Origin of the sequence: Paenibacillus sp. p3-SID1389 (genome assembly GCF_025151705.1) — a bacterium.
Lineage (GTDB): Bacteria > Bacillota > Bacilli > Paenibacillales > Paenibacillaceae > Fontibacillus > Fontibacillus phoenicis.
Map to the genome: position 1 here is coordinate 1 of NZ_JALXVO010000029.1, position 26529 is coordinate 26529.

The 26529-nt window shown below is 52.9% G+C and carries 26 protein-coding genes and 1 other annotated feature; all 26 genes read right to left on the reverse strand.

Features of this window, described 5'->3' with window-relative positions; genetic code table 11:
- Positions 1–345: 345 nt before the first annotated feature.
- The 26 genes from M3G15_RS21765 to M3G15_RS13145 all read right to left on the reverse strand — a co-directional run bounded on the left by M3G15_RS21765 (position 346) and on the right by M3G15_RS13145 (position 26505).
- On the reverse strand, positions 346–2250 hold the full coding sequence (locus M3G15_RS21765; protein ID WP_260071164.1) for a LysM peptidoglycan-binding domain-containing protein: 1905 nt from the start codon (positions 2248–2250) through the stop codon (positions 346–348).
- A gap of 163 nt (positions 2251–2413) precedes the next feature.
- Positions 2414–3292 carry a branched-chain-amino-acid transaminase gene (ilvE, locus tag M3G15_RS13025; RefSeq protein WP_085279368.1) on the reverse strand — a complete coding sequence of 293 codons (879 nt, stop codon included), beginning with the start codon at positions 3290–3292 and terminating at the stop codon, positions 2414–2416.
- On the reverse strand, positions 3292–4188 hold the full coding sequence (gene pheA / locus M3G15_RS13030; protein ID WP_260071165.1) for a prephenate dehydratase: 897 nt from the start codon (positions 4186–4188) through the stop codon (positions 3292–3294). Before pheA ends, ilvE begins: the two co-directional genes overlap by 1 nt.
- Before the next feature lie 59 nt (positions 4189–4247).
- Entirely contained in the window at positions 4248–5213 is a 966-nt protein-coding gene (thrB, locus tag M3G15_RS13035) for a homoserine kinase (RefSeq protein WP_260071166.1), read from the reverse strand.
- Positions 5210–6280 carry a threonine synthase gene (gene thrC, locus M3G15_RS13040; protein ID WP_009225185.1) on the reverse strand — a complete coding sequence of 357 codons (1071 nt, stop codon included), beginning with the start codon at positions 6278–6280 and terminating at the stop codon, positions 5210–5212. The genes thrB and thrC overlap by 4 nt, the downstream gene beginning before the upstream one ends.
- 34 nt (positions 6281–6314) lie before the next feature.
- Positions 6315–7601: a homoserine dehydrogenase gene (locus M3G15_RS13045; protein ID WP_009225184.1), complete on the reverse strand. Its 1287-nt coding sequence runs from the start codon at positions 7599–7601 to the stop codon at positions 6315–6317.
- A 61-nt stretch (positions 7602–7662) separates the two neighbouring features.
- Positions 7663–8100, reverse strand: coding sequence for an ACT domain-containing protein (locus M3G15_RS13050; protein ID WP_016311133.1), 438 nt, complete (start codon positions 8098–8100; stop codon positions 7663–7665).
- 129 nt (positions 8101–8229) lie between these two features.
- Positions 8230–9540 carry a GTPase ObgE gene (obgE, locus tag M3G15_RS13055; protein ID WP_009225182.1) on the reverse strand — a complete coding sequence of 437 codons (1311 nt, stop codon included), beginning with the start codon at positions 9538–9540 and terminating at the stop codon, positions 8230–8232.
- Positions 9531–10295 (reverse strand): Spo0B domain-containing protein, encoded by a 765-nt coding sequence (locus tag M3G15_RS13060; RefSeq protein ID WP_260071167.1) that lies wholly within the window; start codon positions 10293–10295, stop codon positions 9531–9533. The genes obgE and M3G15_RS13060 overlap by 10 nt, the downstream gene beginning before the upstream one ends.
- Positions 10296–10450: 155 nt before the next feature.
- Complete coding sequence (gene rpmA / locus M3G15_RS13065; RefSeq protein ID WP_009225180.1) at positions 10451–10762, reverse strand: 50S ribosomal protein L27; 312 nt, start codon at positions 10760–10762, stop codon at positions 10451–10453.
- Between the two features lie 18 nt (positions 10763–10780).
- Positions 10781–11116 (reverse strand): ribosomal-processing cysteine protease Prp, encoded by a 336-nt coding sequence (locus tag M3G15_RS13070; RefSeq protein ID WP_009225179.1) that lies wholly within the window; start codon positions 11114–11116, stop codon positions 10781–10783.
- A gap of 14 nt (positions 11117–11130) precedes the next feature.
- The gene (gene rplU, locus M3G15_RS13075; RefSeq protein WP_009225178.1) at positions 11131–11442 is read right to left on the reverse strand and encodes a 50S ribosomal protein L21; all 312 of its coding nucleotides are present in this window, start codon (positions 11440–11442) and stop codon (positions 11131–11133) included.
- Between the two features lie 13 nt (positions 11443–11455).
- Positions 11456–11544, reverse strand: a sequence feature (ribosomal protein L21 leader region).
- Between the two features lie 55 nt (positions 11545–11599).
- Positions 11600–12787, reverse strand: coding sequence for an Rne/Rng family ribonuclease (locus tag M3G15_RS13080; RefSeq protein ID WP_036645225.1), 1188 nt, complete (start codon positions 12785–12787; stop codon positions 11600–11602).
- Between the two features lie 93 nt (positions 12788–12880).
- Complete coding sequence (locus tag M3G15_RS13085; protein WP_260071168.1) at positions 12881–13738, reverse strand: M50 family metallopeptidase; 858 nt, start codon at positions 13736–13738, stop codon at positions 12881–12883.
- On the reverse strand, positions 13731–14636 hold the full coding sequence (locus M3G15_RS13090; RefSeq protein WP_036645174.1) for a M23 family metallopeptidase: 906 nt from the start codon (positions 14634–14636) through the stop codon (positions 13731–13733). The genes M3G15_RS13085 and M3G15_RS13090 overlap by 8 nt, the downstream gene beginning before the upstream one ends.
- 413 nt (positions 14637–15049) lie before the next feature.
- Positions 15050–16195, reverse strand: a complete 1146-nt coding sequence (locus M3G15_RS13095; RefSeq protein WP_009225174.1) for an FtsW/RodA/SpoVE family cell cycle protein — start codon at positions 16193–16195, stop codon at positions 15050–15052.
- Positions 16196–16198: 3 nt separating this feature from the next.
- Complete coding sequence (gene minD / locus M3G15_RS13100; protein WP_009225173.1) at positions 16199–16996, reverse strand: septum site-determining protein MinD; 798 nt, start codon at positions 16994–16996, stop codon at positions 16199–16201.
- A 3-nt stretch (positions 16997–16999) separates the two neighbouring features.
- Positions 17000–17659, reverse strand: coding sequence for a septum site-determining protein MinC (gene minC / locus M3G15_RS13105; protein ID WP_009225172.1), 660 nt, complete (start codon positions 17657–17659; stop codon positions 17000–17002).
- A 78-nt stretch (positions 17660–17737) separates the two neighbouring features.
- Positions 17738–18268, reverse strand: coding sequence for a rod shape-determining protein MreD (mreD, locus tag M3G15_RS13110; RefSeq protein ID WP_009225171.1), 531 nt, complete (start codon positions 18266–18268; stop codon positions 17738–17740).
- Entirely contained in the window at positions 18265–19143 is an 879-nt protein-coding gene (gene mreC, locus M3G15_RS13115) for a rod shape-determining protein MreC (protein ID WP_260071169.1), read from the reverse strand. Before mreC ends, mreD begins: the two co-directional genes overlap by 4 nt.
- A gap of 96 nt (positions 19144–19239) precedes the next feature.
- A complete protein-coding gene (locus M3G15_RS13120) occupies positions 19240–20274 on the reverse strand; it encodes a rod shape-determining protein (protein WP_009225169.1) in 1035 nt (344 codons plus the stop codon).
- 492 nt (positions 20275–20766) lie between these two features.
- Positions 20767–21462 carry a RadC family protein gene (radC, locus tag M3G15_RS13125; RefSeq protein WP_260071170.1) on the reverse strand — a complete coding sequence of 232 codons (696 nt, stop codon included), beginning with the start codon at positions 21460–21462 and terminating at the stop codon, positions 20767–20769.
- 128 nt (positions 21463–21590) lie between these two features.
- Complete coding sequence (locus M3G15_RS13130; protein WP_260071171.1) at positions 21591–22196, reverse strand: Maf family protein; 606 nt, start codon at positions 22194–22196, stop codon at positions 21591–21593.
- Between the two features lie 220 nt (positions 22197–22416).
- Entirely contained in the window at positions 22417–23577 is a 1161-nt protein-coding gene (locus M3G15_RS13135; RefSeq protein ID WP_260071172.1) for an SPOR domain-containing protein, read from the reverse strand.
- Positions 23578–23749: 172 nt separating this feature from the next.
- On the reverse strand, positions 23750–25072 hold the full coding sequence (gene murC, locus M3G15_RS13140) for a UDP-N-acetylmuramate--L-alanine ligase (RefSeq protein WP_260071183.1): 1323 nt from the start codon (positions 25070–25072) through the stop codon (positions 23750–23752).
- Positions 25073–25131: 59 nt separating this feature from the next.
- Entirely contained in the window at positions 25132–26505 is a 1374-nt protein-coding gene (locus M3G15_RS13145; RefSeq protein ID WP_260071173.1) for a bifunctional folylpolyglutamate synthase/dihydrofolate synthase, read from the reverse strand.
- Between the last annotated feature and the right edge of the window lie 24 nt (positions 26506–26529).

Here is a 26529-nt window from a genome sequence, read left to right on the forward strand (position 1 = left end):
CAAAACTGACGAGAATTAAATCTCGATTTAATACTCACTCGTTGTTCAGTTTTCAAAGATCAACTTCGTTTTTTCGTCATCGCTGTGTTTCAGCGGCGACTTAAATAATATAACATATTGAGATCAGAATCGCAAGCCTTTTTTTGAATTTTTTTTATTCAAGTGATTCGCAACTCGTTTTCTCTCAATTCCCCACTCTCAATTCGATTTATTTAGTAGTTTTCGTGGGACATTTAATATATCACATTCCGCGTTCATGCTCAAGTCATAACATGAGGAATTATTTAGATTCATTCAAAAAAATAACAGAGCAAGGGGAGTTGCCTCCCCAGCTCTGTTTACTAGTTAAGCATTAATCCACGGATTCCGTCGTCCATTCGAGCTGCCGGTACGTTGACGATTTTTTTTGCCCGTCGATCCGTTACTCGATTTACTTTGTTTCTTTGAACTCGGCTGCGAGTCAGGGCTGCCCGAAATTTTCACGTTTTTTTTGGAAGAGGTTGGCGTTTTAAAGTTTGCTTCTGTTTTCTGGGGCTCACTCTCCTCCGTCTCGTCGCCGGAAGCGGAAGTCTGCGCCTCCCGATCAAAGTGACCCTTCATGTTTTCCATCCCGCCTACTTCACCCTTTAAAGGTTCGTTAGCTAGTGGAGCCAGGTTATTCGCTCCAGGATAGGCCATCGGATAAGAATAGGCTGACGGCATCACCGATGTTGGATAACCTGGTACGGGCGGGCCATAACAAGGCATCATTCCGGGATGATGCCCCCAATCCATCGTTTGAGGATAGAATGCATTGTTATTCGCTTCAGGAGATACGGCTTGCGGAAACACAGCGTGTGGCTGAATATTTGGATTTGGATTTGCGTACGGGCTTACCGCTCCCAAGTTCGGCATTTGCGATACAGGCGCGTTAGCGTTCAAAATTCCCGGATACTCCCCTTCCGTCGGCGACAGTGCTGTTGGTGAAGGATTGCCATAATAGCCAGATACGGGTTCAGCTGCAATCGGATATTGATAAAATGGAGGATAGGCTTCCTGAGTCTGAGTCGTATATGGATAAGGAGACGTTCCCGAGCAGCCACAAGGTGACGGAGCGTAACCCATGGCCGGAAGTGTGGATGGTTGTGTGTATTGCGGCAGAAGATGGCTTGGATAGGAAAGGTTCGGGTACTGATTTGGCTGCGTATTCGGCCCATACGTGTAAGGACTGACTCCTGTAGGCTCTCCCTTCATCGGCTCATAGCCATAAGGGCTGATTCCCGTTGGCTCGCCTTTCATCGGCTCATAACCGTAAGGGCTGATTCCCGTTGGCTCGCCTTTCATCGGCTCATAACCGTAAGGGCTAACTCCTGTGGGTTCCCCCTTCATGGGCACATGGCTGTAAGGGCTGACGTTTTGCGGCCCGTAATTTGCAGGAGAGATATTCGGTTCGTACGAATAGGGCTGAATCTTAACGGGTTCATGCTTTTGCGGCTCGTAATGAATCGGTTGGAGCTTCGTGGATTCATATTGGATTTGCTCCACTTCCATTTTGATCTCCATCGGTACTACTTTAGGCGGCTGAACTTGCGCCGGCTGTTGCTTCGGCGGCGCCACATTGATGGGCTGTTGCTTCGGCGGCGCCACATTGATGGGTTGTTGCTTCGGTGGTGCCACGTTGATCGGCTGTTGCTTCGGCGGTTCTACGTTGATTGGCTGTTGTTTGGTTGGCTCTGTTTTCGCCGGGGCTTCCTTCGGCTTTTCGGTTTTCACCGGCTCCACCTTCTCCGGCTTTGGTGCTGTCATTTCTGGCTTGACGCCGGTTGGAGCTTTCTTTCCAGAACCGGCGATGGGAGCCGTGTTCTTCTTACCAGTTTGCGCAGGAGACATCCCTACGTTCGGCGCAGAAGGGTTGTCGGCACCACCTGACGGATTTCCCATGCCCGTAGGTATGTTGACGATGTCCCCAACCTTCAATTGATTCGGGTCGCTAAGCTGTGGGTTTGCATCGATCAGACTCTGCAAAGGTAATCCCCAAGCTTTGGACAGCTTCCATAACGTGTCCCCCTGCTTGACAATGTGCTTGTAGACATTGCCCGTTTCACCGCCAATCGGTACGGCCACGGCTGGAATCTTTACTTTGTCACCGATGTTCAATTGATTTGGATTGGCGATCTGCGGGTTAGCTTCGATCAGTTTTTCCAGAGGCACGTTATACTTTTTTGAGAGCTCAAACAAAGTATCGCCTTTTTTCACAATATGGATTTTCACGCGATAAAGACCTCCTAGGTTTCTTCTCCGGTACGTGATGATCGCCCGGGGCCCATTTATTACATCCTATGCAGGAGCCCGATTTTTGACATCCTAGAAAAGAAAAAATCCTATCTCCCTCTTAGGTCGAGGAAAATAGGATTCTTGTCGGCCTTACCGAACGTTACCAAACTTTCAATCCGTCCTTATCAACGATCGCGCGGAATTCCTCCAGCAACTTCAGCGTAATCGGGCCGGCATGCCCTTCGCCGATAATGCGGCCGTCGACTTCGCGCACAGCGATAACTTCGGCAGCTGTCCCCGTCAGGAACACTTCGTCAGCGACATAAACGTCATGCAACGTAAATGGCTGCTCTTGGATATTGTAGCCTTTTTTGCGGCAAATTTCGATGATCGCTTGGCGGGTAATGCCGTCCAAGGCGCCCAAGTAACATGGAGGAGTAGTAATAACCCCGTTTTTGACGATGAAAATATTATCGCCCGAACCCTCCGTAACGTACCCTTGCGCGTTCAGCATGATCGCTTCTCCTGCACCGGACAGGTTCGACTGGATTTTCACCAAAATGTTGTTCAAATAGTTCAGCGATTTGATCTTCGGATTCAGAGCGTCCGGAATGTTGCGGCGCGTCGATACGGAGACGGTTTTCAGCCCGGTTTTGTAGGCTTCCTCCGAATAGATCGCAAGCTGCTCTACGATAATGATCACCGAGGCTTTCGGGCAACGATTTGGATCCAATCCGAGGTTGCCGGCGCCGCGGGAAACTACAAGACGGATATAACCGTTGCGCAGATCATTGCGGCGAAGCGTCTCGACCAGCGCATCTTCCATTTCCTGATACGTCAGCGGAATGTCCAACATAATGGATTTAGCCGAATCGTATAGGCGGTCCAAATGCTCCTTGCATTTAAAGATGTTCCCGTTATAAATGCGGATGCCTTCAAAAATCCCGTCCCCGTACAAAAATCCATGGTCATATACGGAAACCTTTGCTTGATCTTTTGTTACGAATTGTCCATCTAAATAAATCCATTGTTCTGCCATTATTTTGGCACCTCCGCTTTTTGATCTCCAAACGATAAGCTGGGATAACTGCCCAGCACGCGTACTTGACAGCTTAACGCTTCGATTTCTCCAATCGCTGAACTCAGCAGCACAGAATCGATCGATTCAAGCACATCCATAATAAAATAGTAATTGCCAAGCCGTTTCTTCGTAGGGCGCGACTCAATGCGCGACAAATTCAGCTTACGCCATGCAAATGCAGACAATACCTGATGCAAGGCGCCCGGAAAATCCTCCGGCAACGTCACCAGCAGACTTGTTTTATTTTGAGCAGCTGGATATTTCAGTTCAAACGGCCGCGGGCCGATCAGAACAAACCGGGTATAGTTGTTGTCGTGGTCCGTCACTTGGCGAGCCAAGACATCCAATCCATGGCGCTTAGCCCCAAGTGCCGTACCGATCGCCGTCCAGCCTTGTCCCGGATTTTTCTTCACCAGTTCTACCGCTTCTGAAGTGCTGCCGGTATGTTCCAGCTCCGCCTTGGGCATCCGTGAACGGATAAATTGCAGGCATTGGGCCATCGCAACCGGATGGGACAGCACCTTCGTCACTTTGCTGTAATCAATGTCGCCCGATGGATCGGCCGCTTGGAACTCTTCCCGCTTGCCGATCAAATTCTGCACGGAAGGGTACACCCATTCAACCTGCATCGGAACATCCACTTCATGGACAAGCCAATCCATATGAAGACTGACGGAGCCTTCAATCGTATTCTCCATCGGGATGACGCTGTAATCGCTGTGTCCGCTGGCCGTGGCTAAGAATACGTCGGAAATCTGCTTGAAGTGCAGCAGCTCCACCGGCTCATCGCCAAACAGGTGCAGCGCCGCTTCATGGGATACCGAGCCTTCCGGCAGCAATGCTATTCGTTTCATCTCCTGACTTCCCCTCATCAAGGTGGTTCAACCATTTATCTTATTCGATCACGAAGCTCTTACGATCCGTAGGCTTGAATGTGATCCAGAAATGAACCTTCACTCTCCATAGTAAGCTCCACTGCCCCCGATGTGCAAGGCTTCAACCGCATGGTCTGCGCGGAGATGCCTTCCCCACTCAGCACCTCCAGCAAAAACGACTCCAGCTGTTTGTCCGCTCCCTGACGGCGGTCCGTCAGACAGAGCAGCGTCGGTCCGGCTCCGCTTAAGGCAGCGCCCAAAGCCCCATGGGCAGTTGCTTCCTTAAGGATCCGGGCCATTCCGGGCACGAGTGCAGCCCGGTACGGCTGATGCAGCCGATCGCGCATGGCAGCCGGGATCAAATCCAGCCGGCCGGCGGCTAACGCCGCTGTAAGCAGGGACGTGCGGCTGACGTTGTACACCGCATCCTGCAGGCTGATCTGCTTCGGCAGCGCCTCACGCGCCTTGGAGGTGGACAGCTGAAAGTCAGGAATAGCAACGAGCACCTCCAGATCGGCTGGCGGCTCGATGCGCAGCACATCCGCGTGCGCCCCGTCCCAAACCGCGGTAATAATCCCGCCGAACAGGGAGGCACCAACGTTGTCCGGATGCTTCTCCAAGGCCGTAGCCATATCGAAGAGCTTGGCCTTGCTTAAAGGCTCGCCAACCAGCAGGTTGGCCGCAAACAGCGCCCCGACGATCGCCGAAGCGCTGCTGCCAAGCCCGCGGGTTAACGGAATATCTGATTTCATCGAGATTTCCAGTTCCGGTAAGGTCACGCCGGCTTCCGCAAACACCGATTGCGCGACTTGGTATACCAGATTGCTTTTATCGGTCGGCAGTCCTTCCAAGTTCCCCCCATGCAGGGTGATCACCGTGGAGGTTGCCGGTTTCATTTCAATCCAGGCATAGAGGTTAAGCGCCATACCAAGCGTATCAAAGCCGGGCCCCAGATTCGCCGTGCTTGCCGGCACCTTGACCCGGACGCCTTCCCGGCGAATCATGCCCGTGCTCCTTGCAGCTTGGCGATCGCATTCAGCACCGCTTCCTCCGTATCCTGTACGACAAGCGGTTCGCCGCCAATGCTCTTGATCGCGATGTTCGGATCCTTCAGACCATGTCCGGTCAGCACGCAAACGACGGTCTCGCCGCCTTTGAAATAGCCTTCCCGATGCAGTTTATAAACGCCGGCGATCGAAGCCGCTGATGCCGGCTCGGCAAAGATGCCTTCCTTGGCAGCGATGGTGCGGTATGCGTCAAGGATTTCGTCGTCCGTAACGTAGTTGATTTGCCCGCCGGATTCCTCCGCGGCGGCGACAGCTGTCTTCCAACTGGCTGGATTGCCAATCCGAATGGCGGTCGCAATCGTTTCCGGCTCCAGAATCGGCTCGCCTTTGACGATCGCCATCGCGCCTTCGGCCTCGAATCCAACCATCCGCGGCAGAGAAGTCGATTTACCGCGCTCATAATATTCCTTGAAGCCTTTCCAATAGGCCGAGATATTGCCCGCGTTGCCGACGGGAATCGCCAATACATCCGGCGCTTTCCCCAGTTGGTCGCACACCTCGAATGCCGCTGTTTTCTGGCCTTCAATGCGGTACGGGTTCACCGAGTTGACCAGCGTGATCGGATGCTTGGCGGTGATGTCGCGCACGATTTCGAGCGCCCGGTCGAAGTTACCTTCGATGGCAATCACTTTCGCCCCGTAAATCATCGCTTGCGCCAGCTTTCCGAGGGCAATGTTGTTATTCGGAATCAGCACGATGCAGTCGATTCCCGCCCGAGCCGCATAAGCCGCTGCCGCTGCCGAGGTATTCCCCGTGGACGCGCACATAATCGTCCGGCTGCCTTCCTCCACCGCTTTCGCGACGGCCATCACCATTCCGCGGTCCTTAAAGGAACCGGTTGGATTCAGCCCTTCATATTTGAAATACAGATCCAGGCCCAGCTCCTTCGACAGGTTCTCCGCGCGAACCAGCGGGGTATTGCCTTCCTGCAGCGTCAGCTTCGGCGTCTTGTCGCTCACCGGCAAATATTCCTTGTACGTTTCCAGCAATCCGAGATATCTCATGCAAAAAGAACTCCTTTATTCTGAATTAATGTTATTATCCCTCTACGCGATACACGCTTTTGATCCGATGAATGACGTCCAGCGATTCGAAATGGGCCAATACCTTATCCATGCTTGCCTTGCTGGCATTGTGCGTCACGATCATAATTTCAGCACCTTCAACATTCGTATTTGGCGACTGTACGACCGACTCCAAGCTCACCTCGTATTCGGCGAAGACTTGGGTGATCTGCGCCAGAACGCCGGCTTTATCGTCGACGTGGAGCAACAGGAAGTTTTTGTAGGCGATTTGTTCGTCGGTTTTCAGCTTCTTGGGCTTATACGGGACGATGGCTTTCAAACCGTTCACGCCAAGCTTGAGGTTCTTAACGACAGCGACCAGGTCCGCAACCACGGACGTGGCCGTCGGCATTTCGCCGGCTCCCGCACCGTAGAACATCGTTTCCCCAACGGCTTCCCCATACACGTACACCGCATTGTAAACGCCATTTACGGCCGCGATCGGATGCGTATTCTTCACCATGGTCGGCTGAACCGTAATGCTGAATTCGTCATCCTGCCGTTCTGCGATGCCGAGCAGCTTCATCTCATACCCAAGACGCTTGGCATATAAAATATCTTCCTTGGATACCGAAGTTATGCCTCTAACATGCACATCGTCCAGCTCCACGTTGGTGCGGAAACCGAGGGTTGCGAGAATCGCCATTTTGCGAGCGGCATCCAATCCCTCCACGTCGGAGGTCGGATCGGACTCTGCGTATCCGAGCTGCTGCGCTTCCTTCAGCACATCCTCGTAAGAAGCGCCTTCCTGGCTCATTTTGCTCAAAATATAATTGGTCGTTCCATTGACAATCCCCATAATTTTCATAATCCGATCCGAGGAAAAGCCTTCAATCAACGTGCGAATGATCGGTATGCCGCCGGCCACGCTGGCTTCATAAAATACGTCGCATTGATGCTCCATCGCCTTGGCCAGAATCTCTGAGCCATACAGCGCCATCAAATCCTTGTTTGCGGTCACGATATGCTTGCCGCGTTCGAGCGCCTCCAAAATATAAGCCTTTGTCTGATCCACGCCGCCCATAACTTCCACAATCACGTCGATCTCCGGATCTCGGATGACCGACCAGGGGTCCTCCGTCAGCTTTCGTGGATCCACATGGACGCTGCGCGTTTTGTCTAAGGTCTTAACGGCAATTTTCTCAATGACGATCGGCGAACCCACCTGACTGCTGAGATCCTCCTGATGTCCTTCCAAGATCCGGACCACGCCGGTCCCTACCGTGCCAAGTCCGAGCAGTCCTACTTTCACAGGCTTCACAGCCGTCCCCTCCCGTTATCCAATTACGGTTTTTTTCGTCTAATTTCTCCTCTTTACCTTGTTAACCTTGACCAACGATCTGTGTTCTCCTTACGCCCGGAATGCTTTGCAGCGAATCCAGCATCTCATCCAGCTCTTCGGTTAAGCGCGAGGTTTCCACGGAGATCACGACATTGGCTTTGCCTTGCAGCGGGATGCTCTGATTAATCGTCAATACGTTGCCGCCGGAACCGGCGATCAGCGCAAGCACCTTCGATAAGATCCCGGACCGGTGCTCCAGATCAAAGGAGATGGTCACGATGCTTTCCCGTTCGAATTGATTGAGTTGATGAATGCCGTCTTTATATTTATAAAAAGCGCTGCGACTTAACCCCACTTGAGCAACAGCCTCATGAACTGTTTTGGCGTCGCCGGAGGCCAAGAGCTGCTTTACCTGTAAGGTCTTAACTACCGCTTCTGGCAAAATATCCTCACGAACCAAATAGTAGTGCTCCTTCACGAACGTCCTCTCCTTAGAGACTTTTGTTTTCATATAGTGGACATTATAACGGATATGACGCAGGGTGGCAATGATTTTTTGTCCTGACCCATAGCAAAAAAAGCACCCAAAAGGTGCTCTTTTCCATCATCAGTAGTAGCTGCTGCCTTCAACGAACTCAAACTCGAAGTCCCCGATGCGGACCAGCGTACCGTCCTTGGCCCCCCGCTTGCGAAGCTCATCGTCTACCCCCATATGCCGCAGCGTGCGGGCCAGCTTCAGGATGGCGTCATGCGAATTCAGCTGCATCCGCTTCATCATCCGCTCGATCTTCGCGCTTTCCACCACGAAAGTCTCGTTTTCGCGGCGGATCGTAAAGCCTTCGTCTTCCTTTTTGTCCAATTTGTAAATTTTGCGTTCCGCCAGTTCGGTCACTTCTTCGATCGCAGGCGCCTCCGGAATTTGCTCCAGCAGCTCCGCCACGCGGTAGAGCAACTCTTGGACACCCTGACGAGTCAATGAAGAAATCGGCATAATCTCCAAATCCCCGCGCACCTTGGCGACTTCGGCACGGAATTTCTCCAAATTCGCTGCCGCTTCAGGCATATCCATCTTATTGGCGGCTACGATCTGCGGGCGTTTCTCCAAATCGGCATTGTACAGCCGCAGCTCGTCGTTAATTTTCTGCCAATCGTCAAAAGGATCCCGCCCTTCCGAGCCAGCCATGTCAACGACATGGACGATCAACCGCGTCCGCTCGACGTGCCGCAAGAACTCATGGCCCAGACCAACGCCTTCATGGGCCCCTTCGATCAATCCAGGCAAATCCGCCATCACGAAGCTCCGGCCGTCGCCCACATCAACAACCCCCAAATTCGGGGTGATCGTTGTGAAATGGTAGGCGCCGATCTTTGGTTTTGCTGCCGATACAACGGATAACAACGTCGATTTCCCAACGCTAGGGAACCCGACCAGTCCGACATCGGCCATCACCTTCAGCTCGAGCACGACCCAGCGTTCTTCGCCCTCTTCGCCATGCTCTGCCAGCTCAGGTGCCGGGTTGTTTGGCGTAGCGAACCGGATATTGCCGCGACCTCCACGACCTCCGCGGGCCACAACCACCTCCTGCCCATGGCGCGTCAAATCGGCAAGCACCTCTTGGGTATCGTCGTCAATGACAACCGTTCCGGGGGGGACCCGGACGATCATGTTCTCCGCATTTGCTCCGTGCTGGCTCTTATTCCGCCCCTTCTCTCCGCGCTGCGCCTTGAAATGCCGTTGATAGCGGAAATCCATCAGCGTTCTCAAGCCTTCATCAACGCGGAAAATCACGTCGCCGCCTTTGCCGCCGTCACCGCCGGCCGGACCGCCTTCGGGCACGTATTTCTCCCGGCGAAAAGCGACCAGCCCGTCGCCGCCGTCGCCCCCCTTGACATAAATTTTCGCTTTATCTACAAACATGCGTTCACCTCGTTTATTTTTCCACAAGCCACCCGTAGCCGCAACGAACCGTCTTCCGCATCGCCACGGTCAGCCTTAACCCGCAATCCCGCCACTCCTTCATCAAGAAGGCGGACAAGTACCTCCGGATTCCCCTTGGAACCGGCCTGTTCAAACCGAACGATGACTTCGCCGTCCTCACGGTACATCGACATCTTCAACTGCAGCGTCTCTCCCCAAGAAGAACGCCTGTTATACTGGAAGATCCGCACCGTTTCCACGATGGCCTCCGTCAGTTCTTCCGCTTGCTCCGCAGTAAGCAATTGATCCAGCTGCAGTTCGTCCTCAATGTCAACGTCGAGATGAATCGAACCGTTAACCTCGCGGAACGATTGTAAGTAGAAGACCAAGGCCGGAATGCCTAACCTGGAAATTTTACTTTCTACGGCCATTCGTTCTTTTATTCTTTCCACGCAATCGGCGAGTTTATCAATTTTCCGAAGTTGGATATACCCATATAGAATCTGCAGATCGTTCATCCAATCGTGGCGATGATGACCCAGCGTGGCGGAGGCCGTTCGTTGGACCGATTCCAGCAAATGCTTCCGCTCGATTTCGGCTCCTTTCCGAAGATGCCGTACATATAGCCCAAACAACACGAAAAGAGCCCCGCACAGGAGGACCTGTCCGATCGGCGACTTCAGAAAATAAGCTAGTGTCAGGCTAACGAGCGCGATCAACACGATCATTGCCCTCACCATGAACCGATGTTTCATATCTTCCCCGTTCCTCTAACAGATTGGGCGGAATGAAACTCCCCACCCTGACATCCCTACCCAGTATAACATACCTCAACCAAGTTCGCTCCCGTTATGTATGTAAAAAAGTAAAGCCCTGACACCAACGTGCCAGGGCTCTTGATTCATAGCTCTTAAGCTTCGACTGTAGCCGCTACAGGAGCGGTTTCCACAGGGTAGACGCTCACTTTTTTGCGATCGCGACCCCAACGTTCGAATTTCACAACGCCGTCGATTTTCGCAAACAGCGTATCGTCCGAACCGATGCCTACGTTTGTACCTGGGTGGATTTTCGTACCGCGTTGGCGAACGAGAATGCTTCCGCCCGTTACCAATTGGCCATCAGCACGTTTCACGCCAAGGCGTTTCGCGATGCTGTCGCGTCCGTTCTTCGTGGAACCTACGCCCTTCTTGGAAGCGAACAACTGGAGATCCAATTTCAACATTGTAGTCTACCTCCTTCTTCAAATAATGACGTCCTGTATCTGAATATACTTCCCGTATGATTCTTCGATACTCTTCAGCATAACGACAAGCGAGGCAAGCAGCAGTTGCGCTTGTGCTCCGGCTTCTTCCGTTTCGACCGTATCAGGAAGATTCGCGCTAAGAAAGCCGTTCTTCATCCTGGAGTCCATCACAATGCCCGTCAACGCTTCGATCGAGTTGACCGTTCCAACGGTCACGGCCGACACGCCCGCGCAGACGATGTCCTCACCGGCCTTCGCATAGCCGGCATGGCCTTCCACCTTAAAGCCTGCGATGTCGTTATTCTTCCGGCGTAATATGGAGACGATAATCAAGTTATCGCACCTTCTTACGCTTGGATTTTCTCGATCGTTACTTTCGTGTAAGGTTGACGATGACCTTGCTTCTTGTGGTAGTTCTTCTTCGGTTTGTATTTGTAAACGATCACTTTTTGGCCTTTGCCATGCTTCTCGACTTTCGCCGTTACGCTAGCGCCGGATACCAATGGAGTTCCCGTTACCAAACCTTCACCTTTCGATACTGCCAACACACGGTCGAACGTTACGCTTGCACCGTCTTCTGCGTTCAATTTCTCGATGTAAAGCACATCGCCTTCTTGAACACGGTATTGTTTACCGCCGGTTTCGATAATTGCGTACATTTGCTTGCACCTCCTCATGTCTCAGACTCGCCTGATTCAGGTGCCGTTAGACGCAAAGGTCCAGCGGACTTGTTAACCCGATCGGAGCGGTTGCAGCATGTGCACAAGCTAACTCATGACACATACCCTAATATACTACCATGCACCTTGCAAAAAATCAACTGATTACCGTAATCTCTTCCCGCATTCTTTTTCGCGTCATTTCCAGCAAGCCGAGCTTGGTCCATCCCAAAATATGATGCTGTGTACGGTCGCCAGCCAGCGCCTGCTCCAGCCGCTCCCAAACGGCCGATCGATGCTCGTCGCTGTTCATATCGATAAAATCTACGATGATAATGCCGCCGGTATCCCGCAGCCGAATCAGCCGGGCCATCTCCTGCGCGGCCTCCAGATTGGTGCGGAACACCGTATCCTCCAAGCTGTCTCCCCCGGTGAACTTGCCGGTATTCACGTCAATCACGGTCAACGCCTCAGTCGTGTCCCACACGAGGTAGCCGCCCCCCGGCAGCCAGATTTTCCGCTGAAAATCCTTCTCCATCTGCGGCCTCACTTCATAATAATCAAAGATCGGCACTTCGCTTTCATGCACAATGATGCGCGGCGTCTCCCCCGGCAGCATCGCCTGCAGAAAAGCAAGCGCCTCCTCCGCCTGCTCCGGACAATCCATGATCAGCTCGTCCGTTTCCGGGCTATATACGTCGCGCATCAAACGTTGGATCATGCTTAAATCCTGGTGCAGTACGACCGGAGCTGCCGCATGCTTCGCCTTCTCCTGGATGGCGGCCCATTGCTTGCGCAGCTGCGCGAGATCTTCCGCGATCGCCTTGCCGTCCTCTTCCTCGGCGACCGTCCGCAGAATCAATCCTTCCTCCTCGCTGCGCAGCTCCTCACCAAGCAGCTTGAGGCGTTGCTTCTCCTCTTCGCATGCGATCTTCTTGGAGACGGCAACATAACCAGCCGTCGGCATATAGACCAGCCAGCGTCCCGGCAAAGAATAATGAGTCGTCACCCGCGCACCTTTGTTTCCGATCGCTTCTTTTACAACCTGTACGACCAGCTCTTGGCCTGGCTTCAGAAGCTCCGCGATCGACGGCTTCTGCTTCGGCTGCTTCTCCAAATGAGGGTGCAGCACGTCGTCGATATAGAGAAACGCATTCTTTTTTTGACCGATATCCACAAAAGCGGCCTGCATACCCGGAATGACATTAACCACTTTGCCTTTCACAAAGCTGCCAACCAGTCCTCGATGTTGAGAACGCTCCGCCGCATATTCCACCAGCTTGCCGTTTTCTAGAAGCGCAATTTCGGTAGAGCCAGGTCCGCAGTGAACAATCATCCTCTTCATGATCTCACCTTTCATACTTTCGTCATCCATTGATCATGAACTCGCTTATTATCAAGTAACATGCCCGTTCCATTATATCACGTCTGTCGCGCTTCAAGCCCCAGAGCCTCCCTGTAAGAAAGAGGAAATCACTCGTTGTTCCGGAACGACCGCCACGATGTTCCCCTGTTGGTTCATCACGTAAATAAAATGATATTTTTCTCTCTTAAATAGACGCAAAATGTGATCCAAAGGTTTCGTTTTCTCCGCAACGATTGGTTGGGCCAACGTCCCGCTCAGCAGATGTCTGGAAAAGCTGCGATCCCGGTTCACCAGAAAACGGATAAAACGATAGGGAATGTTCCGATAATCGGTCAGATTGGAATAAAGCAGGAAGAGGCCAATCAGCAGAAGATTCAGCTGCATCCCACCTAACCCGAGCAATAGCGGCAAGAAGGAGTAGGCCACCAGCAAGGCGCTGAACAGCAAGCTGATACGGTAAGACCAGAGCAGCGTGGCATAATAAGGCATAACCAGGCTGCATAAAGCCTGCGAGATTTTGCCGCCGTCCAGCGGCAGGATGGGCAGCAGATTAAATAAAGCAATGAGCAGATTGCTTTGAATAAAATAGCTCAAAAACGGCCCGTCCCAGATCCCGACGGCATGAAGCAGCAAGGAGGCGCCGATCAGCAACAGGTTTTGCAGCGGGCCTGCCAAAGCGATAACCATCTCGCGCCCGGCTGTGAGGTCCCCCGCATCCTCCATGACCGCCACGCCTCCAAAGGGAAGCATTTGGACGGACAAGACTTTGATGTCGTACATGCGAGCGGCAAACACATGGCCCATCTCATGCACGAACACGATTGTGAACAAGGCAAGCAGTTCCAGAAAGTGGCCGGTCAGCACAGACATCAGCATAATAATGACGAAAAAAGGGTGGAACGAAATCGCGATGCCGCGCCATTTAATCAAATGGAATCACATCCGCCGGATCGATATACCGGTCATCTTTTTTGATCGCAAAATAAAGCGTCGGCAATGGCGACTGCGTTCGCGGCGGAAGGCTGCCCAGAACATCGCCCCCTTCCAGCCAGTCCCCTTTTTCAACGGAGATCTGCTCCAAATGTCCATATACCGAGACGTATCCCCCGGCATGCTGTACCGTCACGGTCTGTCCGGTCTCGGCTTCCCGGGCAACGCGAAGCACCCGTCCGGTCTCGATGGCTTTGACCTGCAAGCTGCCGGTGTCAGGGATAATTTCAACTCCTTTTAAGCTCAAGGCAAATGGACTGGCAAGACTGCCCTCAATCGGCAGTGAAAAACCAGCTGCGCCTCCTACTCTCAGCCCATGATCTTCATTGGTTTTAAAGATGGGAATAAAGGATGGTGCCCCTCCGAAATTACGTTCGTACCAGGCTTGGGCCGCTTGGAAATCCATCTCCACGGTAAGCGACTTGGCAATAAACGCGCGGATGGGCGTCGCCCAGGCCGGCTCATAGCGGTTCATGCCCCAGATCGCCGCAAACAGTAACGTGCTAATCACCAGGCGAACGAACATCGCGAACCAGAACGTCGAACGTTTTCCCGGCCCGGGACCCATCAGCTCATCGTCACCCTTTCCGCTTCCATAAGCGCCAGCATAAGGATCCTGCCAGCGGCCTTGCCCGCGCTTCCATAACAGCTCGGGATCGGGATCGGTGTCGTCCTGACCTGCACTAACAGGCCATGGCTTCGTTCTCGGAGGTGCAGCCGCCCGTCCGGGGGCAGATCCCCAGCCCTGATCCGGCGGCAGCGGCCCTACGGCGTCTTCCATCGTCAATTGCCGAATCCGCTCCGCTCTCCGCTTTTTGACATTTGATTTCACGTCCATGCTCTTATCCCCCCGCTCCGCTCCACAATTCGTGGTTGTCCCATAAGTCATCCGTTCCTGCCGCTGCCTTCTTCTCTGGCAGGGCCTGTACTACATACTTATGAGCCACAGGAATGGAATATGAACAAGCTTGGAGATCCGCCTAATCGCTCCTGAGCTGGGAAGTGAATAGAGGTAATTTATGTTCTTATTCCACCACGTTTATCTTCAAGCGCACATCATAACGGTAATTTTGGGCCTTATTGATGCGACTTCACCAACAAACATCCTGGAGTTCTCACGAATAAGGGAAAAAAATGACCTTATTTCAGCCAATCTCTTTGACTTCGCAAAAATAAGGCCATCTTTTACCTCTATGAGGTGCAGCGGTGGTCAATAAACCAAAAAACCGGTGCTGCCGGCACCGGTTTATCCTAATCCACCTTATATTTCTCCTGATGCAGCTTAATGCTGAACACCAGTCCGATACATAACATATTGATGAGCAGCGAGGTTCCTCCATAGCTGATGAACGGCAACGTAATCCCGGTAATCGGCATCAGGCCAATCATCATCCCGACGTTCTCGAAGATTTGGAACAGGAACATCGCAACGATACCAACAATCATGTAGGCGCCTCGTTTATCAATGCAATGCAGGGCGATTAAGATCATCCTGTAAATGAACAAGAAGTAGAGCAACAGCAGCACCGATGCCCCGATGAACCCAAACTCCTCGCCAACGACAACAAAAATCGAGTCCGAATACGGATACGGAACGAATTTCTTGTTCTTTAAGTCGCCTTTCATGTAACCGTCGCCGAGCAGTCCCCCGGAGCCGATGGCGATCTTGGCATAGTTGGATTGGTGCCGATCGTCGCTCGACGCTTGATCCGGGTTGATAAACGTGTTGATCCGCTGATACCAGTGAAGCTTCTGATGCTTCGCTAAATAGTCTTGAATCTGCGTATTATAGGCGTTAAACAACGTGACGAACAGAATCAATCCCGCTACCGCCGCGGTTAAACCGATCAAGACGTGGCTGTATCTGGCATTGCCGATCCACAGCATCCCTACCAACACGACGAGATAAATGATGGCATTTCCCAAGTCCGGTTGAATCAATACCAAAAAAAACGGCAGCAGCGTCACCAGCGTGATCGGAATAATGTCGCGCCGGAAGTGAAGCGGTTGCCCCATTTTTTTGCCTAATAAATACCCCGTCGTCAAAATGAGAATAACCTTAACCAATTCGGCCGGCTGAAATTGCAGCCCGCCAATCTTGAACCAGCTGCGCGCCCCGTTGATTTCCGGCGCAAACAGGTAGACGAGCACCAGCAGCACGCAGCCTGCTCCGTACACATACCAGCTGTACCGAAGCAACGTACGGTAATCCACCAAAGCCATACCGAACACGACCACGAACCCTAGCAAGTAAAATATGATCGTCTTCAGATCATACCACTGGAATTCCGTCTCATATGGAGCAATGGCACTGCGCACCAGGAGGGTACTAAACACCATAAACAAAGCAAGTATCCCTACCATCAGCCAGTCCACATGTTTAAGTTTAAAAAACAACGGTTATCCACCCATTCCAAAAAACTTCTTAAAGCGCGTAAATACGCCCTTCTTCTGATCCAGCAGCATCAGCGGCACGGTGTCGCCCAAAATCCGCCGCGCGATGTTGCGGTAGGCAATCGCAGCCGAAGAGTCCGGATTCATTACCGTCGGTTCGCCGCTGTTGGCGGCTTTAATGACCTTCTCATCGTCTGGCACGATGCCGATCAGATCGATGTTTAACACCTGAAGGATTCCTTCAATATCCAGCATATCCCCGGATTTCATCATATTGATTTTAATCCGGTTCACAACCAGCTTCGGCGAAGCGATATGCGAGTTCTCCAAGAGCCCGATAATTCGGTCCGCATCGCGTACAGCAGCATGTTCCGGCGTTGTGACCACGATCGCCTGATCCGCCCCGGCAATCGCGTTCTTAAACCCTTGCTCAATCCCCGCCGGGCAGTCGATAATTACGAATTCAAATTCCTTCTTCAGTTCCAAAACGATGTCTTTGACCTGATCTGGCGAAATCGCGTTTTTATCCTTCGTTTGCGCCGCCGGCAGCATATACAGCTCATCGAACCGCTTATCCTTCACCAGCGCTTGATTCAGTCGGCAGCGACCTTCGGCCACGTCGATCAAATCATAAATGATCCGATTTTCGAGCCCCATGACTACGTCCAAATTTCGCAAACCGATGTCCGTATCCACTAAACACACTTTTTTCCCCAGAAGCGCAAGCGCCGTGCCGATATTGGCCGAGGTCGTGGTTTTGCCCACCCCGCCTTTACCGGACGTTATTACGATAGCTTGTCCCATGATTCACACCCCTTTAAACACGTTAAGGTCCGGTCTCACCCGGGTGATATTGATGATTTTGTCGATCTGCATCTTCCCTTCCCGTAGAAAAGCGAACTCCATGCTCGTCTCCCGGTTCTCCCATTCATCCGGGGGCCGGCTGATCGTTTCCGCGATTCGAAGCTGCGTTGGAGACAAGTACGAAGCTGCAATGATCGAATTCTCGTTGCCCTCAAAGCCTGCATGGGCCATCCCGCGCAGAGCGCCGAGAATCAGAATGTCGCCGGTACAGCGAATCGTCCCCCCGGGATTCACATCGCCGATAAACAGCAGGTTGCCCTCATGATGCAGCACCTGACCCGAGCGGACAATCCCCGCAATCGTCGTCAGCGCTCCCGGCGCATCCGCCCGAACAATTTCCGGCATCTCAAAGGAGCGGACAAGCAGATTGCCTTTTTGCTTTAATATATCAAGAATCATGTCCTTCTGATCCTCAGTGACGAGTCGCATCCCCAGCTTCACATCGACATGGATGATCGGCCCAGTCAAGATATGTTGATGGCTAAATTCCAATTTATACTTTAATTCCTCCAGAAGACTCGAAAAATCGCATTTGTCGTCCAGCAGGAAAACCAGGCCATCTTTTACGCCTTTAATCGTCACGTGGTTGGATTTTACTGTCATGAGCCTGTCCCTCCCCCCTAATCAATTCGCGCCGAAGCGGAAAAGTTCCTGCTTACAGCAAGCAAAATAAGCGGGAAGTCAAGCGTTCTCCTCGGGAGAGCGTCTGCGGGTAATGATTTCGAGCTGCCGACGCAGCGGTACGTATATCGCCAAAGCAAATACGAACTGCACCAAAACGTTTGGGATAATGTGATTTTTCAACGCCCATGTATACGGCTGGTGTATCAGTTCAAACAGCGTATACGTACCGAACAGAATCGAATCCAGCAGCAGGCCGCCCAGCAGCACGACGATCATCATCAGCGGCAGCGGTGCCCGCTGGTTGCGGGACAAGAGCCCCAGCAGATAGCCGGACAACCCCATAGCGAAGGAGTAGGCTCCGATCAACGCCCCGTAAAAAACGATATCGTGCAACATCCCAAAGACCAGACCAAGGATCAGCCCCGTATGCCGGTTCTCATAAACGGAGAAATATAGAATAACGACGTAAACCAGATGCGGGGCAATCCGCGTCTGCCATGCCGTAGGGATCAGCCAAGGAACCAAAGTTCCCTCAAGAATGAACAAGAGGAACAGCAGCAGAATTAAAATCAGTTTGCGCTTGTTCACTCGCCTTCACCTTCCGGTTCGAATACGATAAATAGTTCCTTCCAGTCGGTGAAGCTCGCAGCAGGTTCCACCGTAGCGGTATACGTCAGCCCGTATTCGCCAACCTGAATGTCCTTCACCGTGCCGATCACCATCCCGCGAGGAAATACGCCGCCGATCCCGGAGGAGACGATGGTATCCCCTTTCTTCAACGGAGTGGCATCTTCAATGCGCGTCATGAGGAACATTCCCTGCTCGCGATCAAACGTTTCGATCATGCCAAAGACGTCGTTCTCCTTCCCCTGCGCTGTCACGGCGATGCCGTTGGAGTTCGGGTCCTTGGCATCCATCGAGGTCGCAAGGCGGACGGTGGACGTAAAGTTGCTGACATGACTGATCACGCCAACCAAGCCTTTATCGGAGGAGACAGCCATCCCCTCTTTCACGCCTTCCCGAGCCCCTAAATTAACCACGATCGTGCGATTGACAGGATCGTCATTAACGCTGATGACCTGGGCAATTTTCCATTTGTAATCGTACATTTTCTTTTGTTGCTCGGTAAAGTCGAGCATCTCCTGCAACCGTTGATTCTCCTGCTCAATTCGGTTGTAAATCGCTTTGTCACGTGTATAGTGCGCCAAAGCAATTTTGAGCTGCTCGTTCTCCTCCTGCAGCGCGCGCAGGTTCGAAATATCTTCAAAGAAGCCCGCTACATAGCTAGCGGGCTTGTAAAACACGTATTGCACGAAGCCAACCGTGTCCTTGACGAATTTCTCCGGCCAGGACAAGTTGGTTCTTGGCCCCAGCGTAAACCCCATCACCGCAATAAACAAAATAAGTCCCATCAACAAAATAAATAATCTTTTGTTGCCAAGCAGCTTAAACAGTTTTCGCACCCTCCAACCATACATGATTTCTTGGAAAAACGGCATTGGCCGTCCAATTCAGGACGGCGCCGCTTTGATATCAGGGGTGCCTTCTTCCGCGCGAAATTATCGCTTGGAACGAAGGGCTGAACTACTTTTCGATTTGAATAAGTGGATATTATCCAAAGCCCGGCCCGTACCGATCGCCACACAGTCAAGCGGATTCTCCGCCACAATCACCGGCATGCCGGTTTCGCCGGCCAGCAGTTTATCCAGGTTACGCAGCAACGCGCCGCCGCCGGTCAATACGATTCCCCGGTCCATAATGTCTGCTGCGAGTTCCGGCGGGCATTTCTCCAAAGTGACTTTCACCGCGTCCACGATTGCACCCACCGTATCGCTCAGCGCTTCGGAGATCTCGTCAGAAGTGATCGTGATCGTCTTCGGCAGTCCTGTCACGAGGTCGCGTCCGCGGATTTCCATCGTTTCAACCTTCTCCAGCGCAAGAGCGGAGCCGATATCCATCTTCAGCTGTTCGGCGGTTCTTTCCCCGATCATCAGGTTGTATTGGCGCTTGATATATTGGATGATCGCTTCATCCATTTCATCGCCTGCCACGCGGACGGATTTGCTGGTGACGATCCCGCCCAGCGAGATCACCGCAACTTCCGTCGTCCCGCCGCCGATGTCCACGACCATGCTGCCGGTAGGTTCCCAAACCGGCAAATCTGCGCCAATCGCCGCGGCGAACGGCTCCTCGATCGTGTAAGCTTCGCGTGCACCTGCTTGCTTCGTCGCGTCCTCAACAGCCCGCTGCTCAACGGCCGTGATCCCCGACGGTACGCAAACCATCACGTTCGGGTGGCGCTGGAACAACGAACGTTTCTTCTGCGCTTGACCAATAAAATATTTAATCATCGTTGCCGTTGTATCGAAATCAGCGATCACGCCATCCTTCATCGGACGGATCGCCCGAATGTTGCCGGGGGTTCTGCCGATCATCTTCTTGGCCGATTCTCCGACGGCCACGATGTTTTTCGTGTCGGTATGAATCGCTACCACCGAAGGCTCGCGGACGATAATGCCCTTGCCTCTCGTATATACCAACGTATTTGCCGTCCCTAAATCAATTCCCAAGTCTTTTGTAAAGCCACCCAACATGCTGCTTCTTCCTTTCCTTCTGTATCTAACCTATTATATTAGAGGTTGTTCAAAAAGTCATCTTCCGATCACGAAGTTCATCAATGATGCAAGTTCGACGGCGAATCTTGAATTCAGCCGGGCCTTCCGTTGCTCACGTAGATCTGTCTACGCTCCGCTACTCAGCCCCTAGCTTCATCCAATCTTCTTGGTGCTCGAAACCTGACTTGTTTGAACCTTCATTGAAACGGTTGTTCAAAAAGTCATCTTCCGATCACGAAGTTCATCAATGATGCAAGTTCGACGGCGAATCTTGAATTCAGCCGGGCCTTCCGTTGCTCACGTAGATCTGTCTACGCTCCGCTACTCAGCCCCTAGCTTCATCCAATCTTCTTGGTGCTCGAAACCTGACTTGTTTGAACCTTCATTGAAACGGTTGTTCAAAAAGTCATCTTCCGATCACGAAGTTCATCAATGATGCAAGTTCGACGGCGAATCTTGAATTCACTGAAGTTACATCAAGCCCCGTTCTTTCAAACTGACGAACTTGCCGTCCCCGATGACGATGTGATCGAGCACATCGATGCCGATAATTTCCCCCGCTTCGCAAAGCCTACGCGTCATCCGGATATCCTCCGGGCTTGGAGTGGGATCGCCGCTGGGATGATTGTGCGCACATACGACGGAAGCGCTGCTGCATTTGATCGCAGCCCGGAACACCTCGCGCGGATGCACAATCGATGCGTTCAGGCTTCCGATCGAAAGCGTCTCTTGAGCAATGATATGATTTTTTGTATTCAAAAAAAGACATACAAAATGCTCTTTCTGCAAATAGCGCATTTGCTCCATCAATAGCTCAGCCGCATCGTGCGGACTGCGGATTACTGCTTGATCCGGAAGACGTGACTTGGCCAGTCGCTGCCCCAACTCAATCCCTGCCTTCAGCTGGACCGCTTTCGCAGGTCCGATGCCTTTCAGGCTCGTCATCTCTTCCAGGCTGACATCAACTAACCCGCGCAGCCCGCCTAATTCGGCGAGCAATCGCTGGGCCATATGAACTGCCGATTCCTGGCGTGTTCCTGTGCGGAGCAGGATCGCCAGCAATTCCGCATGGCTGAGCGCCCCCGCTCCGTATTTGATCATTCGTTCCCTTGGCCGCTCCTCAGAAGGAAGATCACGCAGCATATAGGGAGTTTGTGCTTGTTCCATCGCTATCCCCCGCTTCCGAATGGGTTCGGGTCGCTCCCGGTTATTCCGGTTACGCCCGTCCTAAGTTCGGAAGGATATGCTTTATCACTTCCCGATGACCTGCCATCACGGCAAGCTCAGCCTCCTGCTTACAGCACCTGAATGTCGAAATCCTTCAGCATGTCCACGAGCAACGAGACCGGCAAGCCGACCACATTAAAATAACATCCTTCAATTCCAGTAACGATCGTAGCGCCAAGTCCTTGAATCGCATAGGCCCCAGCCTTGTCCAATCCTTCCCCGCTGCGGGCGTAGGCTTGAATTTCCGCTTCGGTCAATGTCTTCATCCTTACAGTCGTCGCCCGGTAATCAACGTGACGTCGCCCCGTTAAGGCGTCCATGCAGGCTACGCCAGTATACACCACATGCTCTCGTCCCTGCAGGCTTCGCAGCATATCCGCTGCCTCTTGGGTGTCCTTCGGTTTACCCAAAACTTCGCCGTCTCGGACCACGATCGTATCGCTCCCGACGATCACCGCATTGCGGTCTGCCGAAGGATCAAGCCCCCGGTAAACGGCTTCCGCTTTGCGCCCGGCAAGCTCCATCACGATTTGCTCCGGCGATAACGATGCTTCGAAAGATTCCTCTGTATGGCTTGGTACCACTTCGAAAGGAATCGCCAGAGATGCGACTAATTCACGCCTGCGAGGTGAAGTGGAAGCAAGAATAATCCGGCGCAAATTTGCGGTATCCATTATGGAACTCTCCTTTGTAGAAAACGAATTGATGTCCTGAATGGTTACATGCATAAGTTGGTAAAAAATAGATAAGAATCGACAACGGTTTGCTGTCATCCCCGCCATTTTTTGACACTAACCTATTATAAGATTATTATGGCCCCAGGCGCAAACACAAAAAGGACAGGGGAAACTATTTCCAGCCCCCTGTCTTTGGATTAAATGTCCTGTTGCATATTTATACTCCGTCGTGAACGAGTGACTGCTCGGCCATAATGAAGCGCATCATCTCATTTTGTACTTCCCAGAGCAGTGTTTTTGCCCCGTTTTTCTGATATTCGCTCATGGCCTCGACCGCCCCGTTGATCGCTTTCTCCATTTCACCGGCCAGGGCTGCCCCCGCCGTAGACCATTTCCCGCGGATCGCCGAAGCGCTTTGTGTCCAGGCCTGGTGCTTGGCCCCCAATTGCTCTAGTTCCGGGTGCTGCTGCGGCTGCGGGTCCGCTTCGGTCAGCAGCGCTGCGGACGAGGTGCTAAGCAGGTCAACCAGCTCTGCGCTCTGCGCCATAAACCCTTCCAACGCTTCGCGTTCGCCGGCAAATGGGACGTTAGCCGCTGCCGGGAACGAGATCTCGTGCAAAATCAGGTTCACACCTGCCGCCTTCAGTTGACCGGTAAGCAGTTTCGATTGCTCTCTATCCGTGGAGACCCCGGCATAAACCCGTTTCTCGTCGACCGTATCCCGGGCAGCTGCAATACCGGACGCTTGCAGTTCCTCCTGCGCCAGCTGCACCCCCTGCGCCGTGCTAAACACGCCATATTGCAGGAAGTAGTAAGTCTGCTCCGGCAATGCGACGCTAATAAGCGGAACGTTATCCTCGGTTGCGGGGTCCTCCCCTTCAATCTCCCCCATGGCCGGCTGGCTTGCTGTGTCTCCCGATTCCACCTGCTGCGGCGTGTTCGTGTTAATCCCTGGAAGAGGGAGTTCGATCTCCTGATTAAATAAAGATAGCACGACATACCCAAACAGTGCGCCCGTAACAATCGCTCCGGTCAAAGAGCCGGCCACCTTCCACCAGGAGGTTCGGTGAGGACGGGTATAGATGGGAGGGGTCTCCTCCTGCCACTCTGTCTGCCAAGGGTCTTTGTCGTAAATTTCTTCCCAATCGTCCCGAGTTGTCCCCATCGGATCTTGGCGTTGTCTCTGGTCTTGTCCGCCCGGAAAGACAGTGAGCCCCATCCCTGTATGGTCCGTGAAGGGATCCCCCCATTCCTCTACCGTCTCTACCGCTCGATATTGGGGTGTCGTCCTCCGTATCGGCTCCTCAGCAATCTCCCGCTCCGGCCGGATTTCCCGGCCATCCCTGTCAAACCGGAATGTCATTTTGGCTTTGTTCACGGTCCGCACGCTCCTTGTCCATTCTTCTACCCTATCCATATGAACGCGAACTAACGGTTATGCCAAGCCTAAAGAGGTGAGGTTCGTAGATTGTAAGAAACGAAAAAAACGGCCTCCCCGGGAACCAAAGCCCGGTAAAGACCGTTTATACTGAAGGGTAAAGCTTGAGGCTTTAGTTAGACAGCCCTTTGGTCAGCTCGTACCCCACTTTGTAGATGTCGCCCGCGCCCATCGTCAGCACGAGATCGCCAGGCTTCAAACGATGCTGCAAATCGGCAATTACGTCCTGCTTCGTCGGCAAGTAACGAGCGCCGGGATTGCTGTTTTGTTTGATCAATTCGACCAGCTTCGAGGAGCTCACGCCTTCGATCGCTTTCTCTCCGGCCGGCGAATAAATATCGGTGATGATCACCTCATCCGCTTCTCCAAACGCCCGGCTGAACGCATCCAACAAGAAGAAGGTGCGTGTATAACGCTGCGGCTGGAAGACGGCGATAATCCGCTTGCCGGTCGCCTTGGCCGCTGCGATCGTCGCTTGGATTTCCGTCGGATGGTGAGCGTAATCGTCGATGATCAGAATGCCGTTCTTCTCCCCAAGCACCTGGAAGCGGCGCTTCGCGCCATGGAAGTGGCGCAATGCTTTTACAATTTCATTGAACGGAATGCCTGCCTCCATGCAGACGATGACGGTCGCCATGGCGTTGTAAACATTATGCCGACCAGGCACAGACAATTCCACCGTACCAAGCTCCCGGTCGCCTTGATGCATCTTAAAGGTTACACAGCGATCCCCAAGCTCGATCTCCCGGGCCGTATAATCGCAGTTGGTTTCGATGCCGTACGTAATCATCTGGCTTTGAACCCGAGGAAGCAATTCCCGTATGTTCGGGTCGTCTCCGCATACGACAGCCTTGCCGTCCGGTTTAATCTGATTCAGAAATTGCACGTAGGCTTCCTTCAGACGATTGAAGTCACCGCCGTAGTTTTCCAAATGGTCGGCCTCGATGTTGGTCACTACGCCAAGCGATGGATAGTACTGCAAGAAGGAGCCGTCGCTTTCGTCAGCTTCCGCAACCACGCATTTTCCTTGTCCGGCTTTGGCATTCGTGCCCATGTCCATAATTTCCCCGCCGATAATGTAGGTTGGGTCGGTGCCGCAAAGCTCCATCGCCAGCGCGATCATCGACGAGGTTGTCGTTTTGCCATGAGCTCCGGCTACAGCTACACCGTTTCGCTCATTTAACAGCCGGGCCAGCATCTGAGAGCGATGCAGCACCGGTATGCCTTGCTCTTGGGCTTCCAAACGCTCCACATTATCCTGCGGCAGCGCCGTAGAGTAAACGACCAAATCCGCCCCATGCACGTGTTCGGCGGTGTGGCCGATGTAGATTTTTGCTCCCTTCGCGGCGAGCTTCTCCGTCAACTCTTGGGAGGCAACGTCCGATCCCGTGACGGTATACCCCATTTCCAGCATCACGCGGGCAATGGCGCTCATGCCATATCCGCCGATACCGATAAAATGTACGTGTTGTTCGGTCGTATTTAACAAAATGGTCACCAGCCTTTTTCAGAATCGGTTTGATGCAAAAGGGCCGCCCGCACGTCCGAGATCAGATACAACGTGCCGGTGACTACCCCAAGATCCTCCCGTTCCGTCCGTGACTCCAAAAGCGAAAGGGCTTTTCTCCAGTCACGTTCCACGATGATTTCCAAATCCGCTTTCGCTTCTATCCCCTGTAGTTCGGCCACGAGTTCATACAACGCATCGGCGTCCATTTTCCGGCGAAAATCGGGCTCGGTCAGAATTAGCGTATCCACTATTGGTAATATATGCTTCAAGTAGCTCTGATGATGCTTATTGGCCAGCATCCCCATCATCAAATGCAGCTTGCGGTATTGGAACGCTTCAGGCAGGCTTTTCGCCAGCGAAGCGGCACCTTCCGGATTATGTGCTCCGTCCAATACAAGGCGAGGTTCCTCCCGCACCACTTCCAGCCGTCCGGCCCAGAAGGAAGTACGGAAACCGTCCTGCACCTGTTCATCCTCGAGGATAAAAGCCATATACTGCCGCAGCACTTCCAGCACCATCATGACGCCGGCGGCGTTCTTGCATTGATGCTCCCCAAGCATGCGAATCGTAAAATCCATCTCCCGGAATGGACCTTGAAAATGCAACTGCTGCTCCTTGGCATCCACCGCCACCCGCTCGTACCGGAACTGCTCCCCCATCAGATAGAGGGTAGCATGCTTGGCTGCCGCCGTTTCCTTCAGTACGGCAACAGCCTCCGGCTGCTCGGCGCAGCTGACCACAGGTACCCCCGCCTTGATAATGCCAGCTTTCTCGCGGGCGATTTGCTCGATTGTGTCGCCAAGGACGTCCATGTGATCCAAGCCGATGTTCGTAATCAAAGAGACGATCGGCGTCACAATATTGGTCACATCCATCCTTCCCCCAAGCCCGGTCTCCCATACTACCACATCGGGGTAACACACTTCCGCAAAATACAAAATCGCGATCGCTGTGCTCACCTCGAACATGGTTGGGGATCCCAGTTCGGTGCCGGCGATTTCAGCCACCAATGGAGCAACCCGGTTCGCCAGCTCGAGCAGCACCGTCTCGGGGATATCTTCCTCATCATATTGGAAGCGATTCGTGAATTTTGTGATGTAAGGGGACGTATACGTCCCCACATGATAACCGCATTCCCGCAGTGTTCGGGTCAGGAAAGCGCAGGAGGAGCCTTTACCGTTCGTCCCTGCCACATGAATAAATTTCAGCCTCCGTTCGGGATGGCCTAACTTTTCCATCATGAGCTCGATCCGTTCCAAGCCGGGACGGATGCCAAACGGCAGCAGCCCGTTGATCCAATCGACCGCTTCAGCATAGCTGTTCAGCGGCCGTGCTTCTTCCTCTGTACGATCCCCCATGTCAGTCACCTTCATTTAATATTA